This is a genomic window from Micromonospora sp. ABR4_055, from assembly GCF_056160425.1.
The window spans coordinates 1-11640 of record NZ_JBSWXD010000186.1 but is presented as its reverse complement, the minus strand read 5'-3'; the positions used below and the strand labels follow the sequence as shown (position 1 = coordinate 11640).

The 11640-nt window shown below is 73.0% G+C and carries 11 protein-coding genes and 1 pseudogene; 10 read left to right on the top strand and 2 right to left on the bottom strand.

Annotated elements, in window-relative coordinates:
- Nucleotides 1-253 precede the first annotated feature (253 nt).
- The 4 genes from alr (at nucleotide 254) to ung (ending at nucleotide 3758) form a co-directional block, all read left to right on the top strand.
- Entirely contained in the window at nucleotides 254-1372 is a 1119-nt protein-coding gene (alr, locus tag ACXAHD_RS28570; RefSeq protein ID WP_475054486.1) for an alanine racemase, read from the top strand.
- Complete coding sequence (locus ACXAHD_RS28565) at nucleotides 1369-2457, top strand: alpha/beta fold hydrolase (RefSeq protein WP_281551849.1); 1089 nt, start codon at nucleotides 1369-1371, stop codon at nucleotides 2455-2457. Before alr ends, ACXAHD_RS28565 begins: the two co-directional genes overlap by 4 nt.
- On the top strand, nucleotides 2454-2960 hold the full coding sequence (gene tsaE, locus ACXAHD_RS28560) for a tRNA (adenosine(37)-N6)-threonylcarbamoyltransferase complex ATPase subunit type 1 TsaE (RefSeq protein WP_281551848.1): 507 nt from the start codon (nucleotides 2454-2456) through the stop codon (nucleotides 2958-2960). The genes ACXAHD_RS28565 and tsaE overlap by 4 nt, the downstream gene beginning before the upstream one ends.
- A 93-nt stretch (nucleotides 2961-3053) precedes the next feature.
- Nucleotides 3054-3758 (top strand): uracil-DNA glycosylase, encoded by a 705-nt coding sequence (gene ung, locus ACXAHD_RS28555; protein ID WP_281551847.1) that lies wholly within the window; start codon nucleotides 3054-3056, stop codon nucleotides 3756-3758.
- Between the two features lie 4 nt (nucleotides 3759-3762).
- Here the strand turns inward: ung and ACXAHD_RS28550 are convergent, their stop codons facing one another.
- Complete coding sequence (locus tag ACXAHD_RS28550; RefSeq protein ID WP_475054483.1) at nucleotides 3763-4485, bottom strand: helix-turn-helix domain-containing protein; 723 nt, start codon at nucleotides 4483-4485, stop codon at nucleotides 3763-3765.
- A gap of 373 nt (nucleotides 4486-4858) precedes the next feature.
- On the opposite strand from ACXAHD_RS28550, the gene tsaB reads away from it, so the two are divergent.
- From tsaB to ACXAHD_RS28520, 6 genes and pseudogenes are all read left to right on the top strand, one after another.
- The gene (tsaB, locus tag ACXAHD_RS28545) at nucleotides 4859-5572 is read left to right on the top strand and encodes a tRNA (adenosine(37)-N6)-threonylcarbamoyltransferase complex dimerization subunit type 1 TsaB (protein WP_475054480.1); all 714 of its coding nucleotides are present in this window, start codon (nucleotides 4859-4861) and stop codon (nucleotides 5570-5572) included.
- Between the two features lie 17 nt (nucleotides 5573-5589).
- A complete protein-coding gene (gene rimI / locus ACXAHD_RS28540; protein ID WP_475054489.1) occupies nucleotides 5590-6042 on the top strand; it encodes a ribosomal protein S18-alanine N-acetyltransferase in 453 nt (150 codons plus the stop codon).
- Nucleotides 6035-7081 carry a tRNA (adenosine(37)-N6)-threonylcarbamoyltransferase complex transferase subunit TsaD gene (gene tsaD, locus ACXAHD_RS28535; protein ID WP_281551844.1) on the top strand — a complete coding sequence of 349 codons (1047 nt, stop codon included), beginning with the start codon at nucleotides 6035-6037 and terminating at the stop codon, nucleotides 7079-7081. The genes rimI and tsaD overlap by 8 nt, the downstream gene beginning before the upstream one ends.
- An 11-nt stretch (nucleotides 7082-7092) precedes the next feature.
- Nucleotides 7093-7347 carry a hypothetical protein gene (locus ACXAHD_RS28530; RefSeq protein WP_281555725.1) on the top strand — a complete coding sequence of 85 codons (255 nt, stop codon included), beginning with the start codon at nucleotides 7093-7095 and terminating at the stop codon, nucleotides 7345-7347.
- Nucleotides 7348-7425: 78 nt separating this feature from the next.
- Nucleotides 7426-8955 (top strand): ABC transporter transmembrane domain-containing protein, encoded by a 1530-nt coding sequence (locus tag ACXAHD_RS28525; RefSeq protein WP_475054477.1) that lies wholly within the window; start codon nucleotides 7426-7428, stop codon nucleotides 8953-8955.
- Nucleotides 8956-8964: 9 nt separating this feature from the next.
- Nucleotides 8965-10594, top strand: a pseudogene (locus ACXAHD_RS28520) (ABC transporter ATP-binding protein).
- Between the two features lie 6 nt (nucleotides 10595-10600).
- Here the strand turns inward: ACXAHD_RS28520 and ACXAHD_RS28515 are convergent.
- Nucleotides 10601-11640: ROK family protein (locus ACXAHD_RS28515; RefSeq protein ID WP_475054474.1), on the bottom strand; the 1040-nt coding region annotated here is incomplete at its 5' end.

Below are 11640 nucleotides of genomic sequence, written 5' to 3'. Positions count from 1 at the left end.
GGAGAGGATGGGAGGCAGCGGAAGAGGGGGAGAAGAGACATTTGAGGACGTGCACGGCTGGGCAGCCCGCCCCCCCGCCCGCACCGGGCCGGTCACCGCGGTCGAGGTGGCCGCCGCGCTGCGCCCGGTGGTGGCCGACCTGACCGGCGGGTGCCAGCGGTCTGTCGGTGGGTGACGATGATCTGACGGCCGGCCGCCGACCTGACCGGCCGGGAACCTGCCCGATCAGGTGACCGGTCAGTAGGCTGGCCTCATGTGGCAGGCAGAGGTGCGGGTCGACCTGGACGCGATCCGGGAGAACGTGGCCCGGCTGCGGGCCGGCACCAGCGCCGAGCTGATGGCGGTGGTGAAGGGCGACGGGTACGGCCACGGCATGGTGCCGGCGGCCCGGGCCGCACTCGACGCCGGAGCGGACTGGCTGGGCGTCTGCACCCTCGGTGAGGCGCTGGAGCTGCGCGGTGCCGGACTGACCGGGCCGGTGCTGGCCTGGCTGCTCAGCCCCGGACTGCCCCTGCACGAGCCGGTCGCCGCCGACGTCGACCTCGGCGTCGGCAGCCGCGCCCTGCTGTCCGAGGCCGTCGCCGCGGCCCGACTCGCCGGCCGGCCGGCCCGGTTGCATCTCAAGATCGACACCGGGTTGTCCCGGGGTGGGGCCACCGGCGACGACTGGCCCGAGCTGGTCGAGACGGCCGCCAAAGCGCAGTCCGACGGCACCGTCGAGGTGGTCGGGGTGTGGAGCCACTTCGTCTTCGCCGACGCGCCCGGGCACGCCACCATCGACCGGCAGCTGGCGGCGTACCACGACGGGCTCGCCGTGGCCAGCCGGTACGGGCTGCGCCCCCGCTACCGGCACCTGGCCAACTCCGCGGCCACCCTGACCCGGCCGGACACCCACTTCGACCTGGTCCGGCCCGGTATCGCCTGCTACGGGCTGTCCCCGGTGCCGGGCGAAGGCTTCGGTCTACGGCCGGCGATGACCGTCCGCGCCCGGGTGATGCTGGTCAAGCGGATCCCCGCCGGGCAGGGCGTCTCCTACGGGCACACCTACCACACCAAACGGGAGAGCACTCTGGCCGTGGTGCCGCTCGGCTACGCCGACGGGGTGCCCCGGCACGCGTCCAACACCGGGCCGGTGCGCCTCGGTGGCCGGACGCGCCGGATCGCCGGCCGGGTGTGCATGGACCAGATCGTGCTCGACTGCGGCGACGACGAGATCAACGCTGGGGAGGTGGCCACATTGTTCGGTGACGGACGCGACGGCGGCCCGACCGCCGACGACTGGGCCGACGCGGTCGGCACCATCAACTACGAGATCGTCACCCGGTTCGGTAGCCCCCGGGTGCCCCGGATCTACCAGGACAGCCGGCCATGAGCGGGCAGCGGGCCGGTGCGCAGAAGGTGGCCCGGACCGCCGGCATCGTCGGCGCGGTCATCGGCGTCGCGGCTGCCGGGGTGACCGCGACGGTCACCGTCGAACGCGCCCTGGTGCGCCGGCTCAAGCGGGAGGTGGCGGACCGGTACGCCGACGAACCCTTCGGCGAGCTGCCCTACGACGAGACCCGGGTGGTCACCGCGGCCGACGGCACCGACGTCTACGTGGAGATCGTCGAGCCGGACGACGCGGCACCGCTGCGGCCGACCATCGTCTTCGTGCACGGCTACTGCCTGGACATGGGGACCTTCCACTTCCAACGCCGGGAGCTGACCCGGCAGGGAGAGTACCGGTTGGTCTGCTACGACCAGCCCGGCCACGGCCGCTCCGGCCGGCTGGAGTCCGGCGACTACGAGATCGACGCGCTCGGTGAGACGCTGCGGGCGGTCATCGAGCAGGCCGCCGGCGACGGCCCGTTGATCCTGGTCGGACATTCGATGGGCGGCATGACCATCATGGCCCTGGCCCAACGGCATCCGGAGCTGTTCCGCGACCGGGTGGTCGGCACCGTACTGATGGCGACCTCGGGCAGCCTGGTCGACGAGGCCCGGCTCGGTCTGCCGGCGATCCTCAGCCGGGCCGGCTCGCCGCTGCTGATGCTGGTCAACAACGCCACCCGGCTGACCGGTCCAGTGATCGACCGGCTGCGGGTGGCCACCGCCGACCTCGCCTGGCTGCTGACCCGCCAGTACGGCTTCGGCACCGACCGGCCCAGCCCGGCGCTGGTCAGCTACGTGGAGCGGATGAACTCGCGGACCTCGGCGGAGACCGTCACCCGGTACGTGCGTACCCTGCTGACCCACTCCCGGTACCCGGCGCTCGCGGTCCTGGAGAGCAGCCCCACGCTGGTCATCGTCGGCGACAAGGACATGATCACCCCGGTGACCCACTCGGAGGAGATCCTGCGCCGGCTGCCCGACGCCGACTACGTGAGGATCCCCGACGGCGGGCACGTGGTGATGCTGGAACACGCCGACCGGGTCAACGCGGTGCTGGTCGCGTTCCTTGCGAAAATCGCCCGATGACTGTCCGGATCCCGCTACCCGAACTGGCCGACACCCACGACCTCGGCCGCCGCCTCGGCCGGCTGCTGCGCCAAGGCGACCTGGTGGTGCTGACCGGTCCGCTCGGCGCCGGCAAGACCGCGCTGGTGCAGGGGATCGGCGACGGCCTCGGGGTACGCGGCGACGTCACCTCGCCGACCTTCGTCATCGCCCGGGTACACCAACCGGATCCGTCCCGGGGCGGCTCGCTCACCCTGGTGCACGCCGACGCGTACCGGCTCGGCGACGCGCCCGACCCGCGGGTTGAGATCGACGACCTCGACCTGGACGCCGACATGGACCGGGCGGTCACCGTCGTCGAGTGGGGCGAGGGGATGGTCGAGCAGCTCGCCGAGGCGCACCTGCTGGTCCGCATGCACCGGGCCGAGGACGACTCCCGGACCGCCGAGTTGATTGGGCGGGGCCCCGGCTGGTCGGGTCGGCTCGCCGGGCTGGACCAGCCGGCCGGCCATGCTGGACGGTGATGTCGTAGGCCACCCGTAGAGTGCCGGACGGCGCGCAGCTGTCCATGAGGACGGGCGGCGGCCACCACCGAGGCGTGACGAAAGGCTCCCGAGATGCTCGACCTGCTGGCCATGTTGCCTCCTGCCTGGGCCACCGCGCTCACCCCGCACCTGGACCCGGCCGGCACCACCGCGCTCGGCCGGTACGTCGCCGACGAGTACGCCGACCAGACGGTGTACCCGCCGGTGGCGGACCTCTTCACCGCTTACCGGCTGTGTCAGCCGGAGCAGTGCCGGGTGCTTATCCTCGGCCAGGACCCGTACCACCGGGCCGGGCAGGCCCACGGGCTCAGCTTCAGCGTCCGCGACGGGGTATCGGTGCCGCCGTCGCTGCGCAACGTATTCAAGGAGCTGGGCACCGATGTCGGGGTGCCGATGCCGCGCAGCGGTGACCTGACCGGCTGGGCGGCCCAGGGCGTGCTGCTGCTCAACGCGGTGCTCACCGTGCGGCAGGGCCGGCCCGGCTCACACGCCGGCAAGGGCTGGGAGGAGTTCACCGACGCCACGATCGCCGCGCTCGACGCCCGCGACCAGCGGGTCGTCTTCCTGCTGTGGGGCGGCTACGCGCGCAAGAAGCGCGGGCTGATCACCAACCCGGGGCACGTCGTGCTGGAGGCCGGCCACCCCAGCCCGATGAACCCGCGGGGTTTTCTCGGCAGCCGGCCGTTCAGCGCCACCGACAAGGCGCTGGCCGACGCCGGCCTGCCCGGCATCGACTGGAGCCGGACCGGCGGTGCCGATCAGCCGGTGGCCGGCTGACCGGTCAACCGCCGCGCCCCGGTACCGGCTGACCGCTGCGGCCCGCCCGGTGCCGGTCCAGTAGCCGGGCGACGCCCGGATCGGCGATCGCCAGCTCGGCCAGCGGCACCACCGGGTAGTGCCGCTCGCCGTGCCGTACGTCGATCGACTCGGGGAGTTTGTCGCACATCCGGGCGTGGATCTCACCGGCTATCGTCTGCCACCGGAGTGGATGCGGCTCGCGTGGATCGACCGGAATGTGCCGGTACTCCTGCCAGCGGTCCATCCACCGGCTCGCGTACCGGCCGGTTAGCCATTCGGTGATGGCGTCCGCCTCGGACCAGAGCAGGGCCACGTGCACCCCGGGTGCCGGCACCGGCGCGCCCTGCAGCAGTGCGGCGGTCGGACCGTCGAAGACGTAGCTGATTCCGTCGACGTGGCGGCGGAACCGCTCGACGTCGGTGTCCAGGAGCCGGTCATCGATCCCGCGGCCGGCGAGTTGCGCTATCTGCTGGTCCACGTCCTCGTCGAGGTCCTCGACTCCGACCACGAGTTGCCGGCCCAGCGCCGCGAACAACCGCTCGACCAGTGGCAGCGCCGCGCCCCGGTGACCGGACTCGACCCTGGCTACGGTGGTTTGCGCGATTCCGGTGGCCGTGGCCAGATCCCGCTGGGTCAGCCGGCGGAGTTCGCGTTCCTGCCGCAGCAGCCGGCCGACCTCCCCGCCGAGCCGGGTCGACGATTCCATGCGCTGATGCTCCCTGTCCGGTACCGATAATGTCCATCCTCGACGGATGTCCGGTTCCCGACCGGCGGCGCGTGACCGGCTGGTTGGACTCCCGGGCGGCCGGACTTGGACCGGACTCGGACCGGACCGGGCCAGGTTCGGCGCGGGGGACATGGTCTCTCTCCAGGCTTGATGCACCTGTGGCATCAAGATGCACGTGTGGCATCAGGTCCGGAGAGTATGAGTGGCGGGCGATACGCGCGACACGCGCGACACGCGCGACGCGGGGGGTCGCGGGGGGTCGCGGGGGGTGTGGGGGGTGTGGGGCGACCCGACCACGGGCGCGCCGAGGGCAGCCAGGAGCCGGCCGCGGTGTCCGGTTAGGGTGCATACCGTGCTGGTACTGGTGCTGGATTCGTCGACTCCCGCGGTGACCGCCGCGCTGGCCGAGATCACCGACGACGTACGTCTGCTGGCCAGCCGACGTACGGTCGACGCGCGGGCGCACGGCGAACTGCTCTCCCCGCAGATCGCCGCCTGCCTGGCCGAGTCCGGCGCGGCGGCGGCGGACCTGACCGCAGTGGTGGCCGGGCTCGGCCCCGGGCCGTTCACCGGACTGCGGGTCGGTCTGGTCACCGCCGCCAGCGTGGCGCATGCCCTCGACATCCCGACGTACGGCGTCAACTCGCTCGACGCGCTCGGCTATGCCGCCGGCACCGACCTCGCCGGCACCGACCTCGCCGGCAGCGACGCCGCGACCGGCCGGGTGCTGGCTGCTACCGACGCGCGGCGCCGGGAGATCTACTGGGCGGTGTACGCCGCCGACGGTCGGCGGCTCACCGACCCGGCGGTCGACGCGCCGGCCGCCGTCGCCGAGGCCCTGGCGGGTCTCGGCGTCACCACGGCAGTCGGCGACGGCGCCCTGCGCTACGCCGAACTGCTCGGCGTACCGGTGCGACCCGAGCCCCGCTACCCGGACGCGCTGCCGCTGGCGCGGTTGGCGGCCGACCGGGTCCGCACCGCCGCGCTCACCGAGCCGTTGACCCCTTGCTACCTGCGCCGGCCCGACGCCGTCGCGGCGGCCGGACGCAAACCGGTGCTCCAGTGACCCAGGTCAGTGGGCAGCTGCGGACCGTCCGGTTCCGCTGGTGGCACATCGAACAGGCGGTACCGATCGAAGCCGACCTGTTCGGTGCCGAACAGTGGTCGGCCGAGATGTTCTGGAACGAGCTGGCCAACGGACACCACTACCTGGCCGTCGTCGACGGCACCGACCAGCTGGCCGGGTACGCCGGGCTGGCACTGGCCGGCGATCCGGCGACACCCGACGAGGCGTGGGTGCAGAACGTCGCGGTACGCCGGGACCACCAACGGCGCGGCGTGGGCCGGACCCTGCTGGCCGGGCTGCTCGACGAAGCCACCCGACGCGGGGCCGGCCGGACCTACCTGGAGGTCGCGGTGGACAACGCGCCCGCGCAACGGCTGTACGCGGCGTACGGTTTCGAATCGGTGGGTGTACGCCGTGGCTACTACCAACCCAGCAACACCGACGCTCTGGTGATGATGCGAGATGGCTGACGAACCACTGGTCCTCGGGATCGAGACCTCCTGCGACGAGACCGGGGTCGGCATCGTCCGCGGGCACACGCTGCTCGCCGACGCGCTGGCCTCCAGCGTGGCCGAACACGCCAGGTTCGGCGGCGTGGTGCCGGAGGTGGCCAGCCGGGCCCACCTGGAAGCGATCGTGCCGACGATGCGCCGGGCGCTCGACGACGCCGGTGTCACCCTGGCCGACATCGACGCGATCGCGGTGACCGCCGGCCCCGGTCTGGCCGGTGCTTTGCTGGTCGGCGTCGCGGCGGCCAAGGGCTACGCGATCGCCACCGACAAGCCGGTGTTCGGTGTCAACCACCTCGCCGCCCACGTGGCCGTCGACACCCTGGAGCACGGTCCGCTGCCGGAGCCGGCGATCGCCCTGCTGGTCTCCGGTGGGCATTCGTCGCTGCTGCTGGTCGACGACCTGACCGCCGGAGTCACCCCGCTCGGCGCCACCATCGACGACGCGGCCGGTGAGGCGTTCGACAAGGTGGCCCGGCTGCTCGGCCTGCCGTTCCCCGGCGGGCCGCCGATCGACCGGTCGGCTCGCGACGGTGACGCCGCGGCGATCGCATTCCCCCGTGGACTCACCGCGCCGAAGGACCTCGCCGCGCACCGGTTCGACTTCTCCTTCTCCGGACTGAAGACCGCGGTGGCCCGCTGGGTCGAAGCCCGGGAACGAGCCGGTGAACCGGTGCCGGTGGCGGACGTCGCCGCGTCGTTCCAGGAGGCGGTCTGCGACGTGCTGACCGCCAAGGCGGTCGACGCCTGCCGGGACCGGGGCGTCGAGACCCTGGTCATCGGTGGCGGGGTGGCGGCCAACTCGCGGCTGCGGGCGATGGCCGAGCAACGCTGCGAGCGGTACGGGATCCGGGTCCGGGTGCCCCGGCCGAAACTGTGCACCGACAACGGCGCGATGGTCGCCGCGCTCGGTTCGCATCTGGTCGCCGCCGGGGTACCGGCCAGCCGGCTGGACCTGCCGGCCGACTCCGCGCTGCCGTTGACCACGGTGAGCGTGTAATGTCCGGCGACGTGATCGTGCGGATGTGGGAGGCCAAGGCCGAGCCGTCCCGCCTGACCGAGTTGCTCACCTGGGTCTGCGACACCGCGCTGCCGGAGATCGAACACAGCCCGCTGCACCTGGCCAGTGAGGTCTTCTCGTCGACCGATGACCGGCTGGTGGTCATCTCGAAGTGGCGCAGCAGCCCGTTGTCGTTGCCGGAACCACCGCTGCGGCTGGTCACCCGTGCACCGCACAGCTGGGACTTCACCCAGGTCGACCGCTGAAGCCGCTGCCAGATCGTCCGGCGGAAACGGGAAAATAGGTGGATCGGTCACGTAAAGTAGCCGTACCGTCGCGATGTCATGTGGTCCCTGCCCGTCGCCGATCCCGGCGTAGCCGATCACCGGTCAGCCCTGCGTCTGCTGCGCTGGCTGGCCGGACGTGCCGGGGCGTCCGTGGCCTGGGGATCGGTGCTCAGCGTGGTCTGGATGGGCAGCCAGGCGTTGATGCCGGCGGTTGTCGGACATGCCATCGACGTCGGCCTCACCGCCCGCGATTCGCAGGCGCTGCTCGGCTGGTCGGTGGTGCTACTGGGGCTGGGGCTGGTCCAGGCGACGGCCAGCATCAGCCAGCACTGGTTCGGCGTGTTCAACTGGCTGTCCACTGCGTACCGCACGGTCCAGCTCACCGTACGGCAGGCCAACCGGCTCGGCGCCACCCTGCCGAAACGGCTGGCCACCGGCGAGGTGGTGAGCATCGGGACCGCCGACATGAGCAGTCTCGGCGGCGCGGTGGAGGTCGTCGCCCGGGCGGTCGGTGCGGTGGTGGCGATCGTCGTGGTCGCCGCGATCCTGCTCGGCACCTCCGTTCCGCTCGGGCTGGTGATCGTGATCGGGGTGCCGGTGCTGATGGCGGCCGTCGGGCTCGGCCTGCGGCCGCTGCACCGCCGCCAGCAGACGTACCGGGACCAGCAGGCCACCCTGGCGACCCTGGCCGGCGACATCGTGACCGGCCTGCGGATCCTGCGCGGCGTCGGCGGTGAACCGGCCTTCGCCGACCGCTACCGGGAGCAGTCGCAGGAGCTGCGGCGGCGCGGCGACCGGCTGGCCCGGGTCGAATCCTTCCTGGAGGCCAACCAGCTGCTGCTGCCCGGGATGTTCCTGGTGCTGGTGACCTGGCTCGGGGCGCGGCTCACTCTCGCCGGCGAGCTGACCGTCGGGCAACTGGTCGCCGCCTACGCGTACACCGCGTTCCTGACCGGTCCGATCCGGACGTTGACCGAGTTCCTGCACACCATGACCCGTGGCCACGTCGCCGCCCGCCGGGTCGCGGGCCTGCTCGCCATCACGCCGGAGTTCACCGACCCGGCCCGACCCCGCCGACTGCCGGACCGCGCCGGCGACCTGGTCGACTCCATGTCCGGCCTGCGGGTGGCCCCGTACCAGTTGACCGCCGTCGCGGCCACCGCGCCGGAGGACGTCGTCGGGCTCGCCGACCGGCTGGGGCGCTACCGCGACACCGAAGTCGCCCTGGCCGGCGTACCGCTGCGGGAGCTGGACCTGGCCACGGTCCGGCAGCGGATCCTGGTGACCGACATCGTCGACGCGCTGCCCGCCGATCCTGGTGCTGGTCGAGCCGACCAGCGCCGTCGACGCGCACACCGAGGTGCGGATCGCCGCCCGGCTGCGGGCGGCCCGGACCGGCCGGACCACTGTCGTCTGCACCACCAGCCCGCTGCTGCTGGAACACGCCGACCGGGTGGTGTTCGTCGACGCCGGCCGGGTGGTGGCCGACGGCAGTCACGCCGATCTGCTGCGCACCGAACCCGGGTACGCCGCCCTGGTGACCCGCGCCGAGTCGGTGGCGTCGACCGAGTCGGCGGCGTTGAGTGAGGTGGCGTCGTGACGGCGTTGCCGGTCGCGGACCGGGCCGAGGTCCGCCGGTACGCCCGTGTCCTGGTCCGCCGGCACCCACGGATGCTGGCCGGTGCTCTCGCGCTGCACGTGGGCGCCGCGGTCGCCGGGCTCGCCGCGCCCCGGCTGCTCGGTGGCCTGGTCGAGACGCTCACCACGTCGACGGCGGCGATCGCCGCCGTCGACCGGACCGCCCTGGCGATCGCCGGGTTCCTGGTCTTACAGGCGGTGCTGGCCCGCTACGCCCACGTGGCATCGGCCCGGCTCGGTGAGCGGGTGCTGGCCGCGTTGCGCGAAGAGTTCATCGGTTGGGTGCTGTCCATCCCGCTGTCGACCGTGGAGAAGGCCGGCACCGGTGACCTGCTCACCCGGACCTCGCACGACGTCGCCGTGCTGTCCAAGTCGGTGCGGTTCGCGGTGCCCGAGACGCTGATCGCGATCAGCACCGCGACCTTCATCTTCGGGGCGTTGCTGCTGGTCGCCCCGGTGCTGGCGGTGCCCTGCCTGATCGTGGTGCCGCTGCTGTGGGCGGGCACCCGCTGGTATCTGCGCCGGGCGCCGGACGGCTACCTGGCCGAGAGCGCCGCGTACTCGCGGATCACCGACGGGCTCAGCGAGACCGTCGACGGTGCCCGGACCGTCGAGGCACTGCGCCGGCAGGAGCACCGGCGGCGGCGCACCGACACCGACATCGCCCGGCAGTACGCGGCCGAGCGTTACACGCTGTGGCTGCGTACCGTCTGGTTCCCGCTGATCGAGATCAGCTACGTGGTGCCGGTCGCGGCGACCCTGGCGGTCGGCGGCTGGTGCTACCTGCGCGGCTGGGTGACGCTCGGACAGGTCACCGCGGCAGTGCTCTACGTGCAGATGCTGGCCGCTCCGCTGGACCGGCTGCTGAACTGGCTGGACGAACTGCAGCTCGGTGCCGCGTCGCTGGCCCGGCTGCTCGGCGTCGCCCAGCCGGGCCGGTCCGCGACCGCGGTGCCCCGCGCGCCGGCACCTGACGGCGCGTGCGCCGCCGACCCGGTCGCGGCGGTCGACGTCCACTTCAGCTACGTCGACGGGCGGGAGGTGCTACGCGGGGTCACCCTGGTGCCGCGGCCGGGTCGCCCTGGTCACCCAGGAGCATCACGTCTTCATCGGTACGGTGCGCGACAACGTCGCGCTGGTCCGGCCGGACGCCACCGACGCCGAGGTACGCGACGCGTTGGCCGCCGTCGACGCATTGGACTGGGTGTCCGCCCTGCCGGACGGGGTGGCCACGGTGGTCGGTGCCGGCGGCCATCCGGTCGGTCCGGACCAGGCCCAGCAGCTCGCCCTGGCCCGGCTGGTGCTGGCCGATCCGCAGACCCTGGTGCTGGACGAGGCGACGTCGCTGATCGACCCGCGTACCGCCCGGCGCACGGAGCGGTCGCTCGCTGCGGTGCTGCACGGGCGTACGGTGATCGCGATCGCGCACCGGCTGTACTCGGCACACGACGCCGACCGGATCGCCGTGGTCGAGGACGGGCTGATCACCGAGTTCGGCTCGCACCACGAACTGGTCGCCGCCGATGGCCCGTACGCCGCACTGTGGCGCACCTGGCAGGGCGTCGGGTCGGCGCAGGCGGTCGGCTGACCGGGGTCAGCCGGCCACCGCGTCGAGCGGGTCGGCGAGCAGCTGCTCGAAGGCGAGTTCTGCGGCGCCGATCAGCGGGGCGTCGTCGCCGAGTTTCGGGGTACGCAGTCGGACGTGTTCCCGGCAGGCCGGTAGCCCGTTGGAGTTGAGCCGGCTGCGCACGTGCGCAGCCGCCGCCAGGTAGACGTCCCGTAGCGTACCGCCGAAGATCACCGTCTCCGGGTTGAAGATGTTGACCAGGTTGGCCACGCCGAAGCCGAGCCAGTTGCCGACCTGGCGGACCGCGGCCTGGGCCTGGCTGTCGCCCCGGTCGGCCGCGTCCACCACGGCGAGTACCGCTTCCCGGCCGACGACTTCCCCGCTGCGGCCGGCTGCCTGGATCAGCGCGTGTTCGCCGATCTCGGTCTCCCAGCAGCCCCGGGATCCGCACAGGCAGGGCCGGCCACCGGGGTGCACCACCATGTGGCCGACCTCGCCGCCGTACCCGCCGTGCCCGGTGACCCGCCGGCCACCGGCGATGATCCCGGCGCCGACGCCGACGTCGCCGTACAGGTAGACGACGTGGTCGCAGCCGACCGCCGCGCCCCGGGTGTGTTCGGCCAGCGCGCACACGTCGGAGACGTTGCCGACCAGCACACCCCGGTCGTCGCCGAGCGCCTCGGCGAGGGCCGCGCCGAGCGGCTCGTCGACCCAGCCCATGGTGGGGCCGAGCCGGACCATGCCGTCGTCGCGGCGGACCATGCCGCAGACCGCGACGCCGCTGCCGACGCAGACCGCGCCGGCCGGCACCGCCTGGTGCAGCTCCTTGACGAAGCCGGCGAGTGGGCCGACCGCCTCGGCGGCGAGGGTGCCCCGGGGTCGCTCGCCGGTGCGCGTGTCGAGGATCCGGCCACCAAGTCCGACCCGGGCGGCCCGTAACCGGTCGACCTCGATGCTGAGCGCGTACGCGTACACCCGCTCGGACGCGGGCCGGAAGAACAACGACAGGCATCCTGGCCCGCCCAGTTTCCCGGGACCCCCCCCTCTTCCCCAACCAGAGGGGGAAA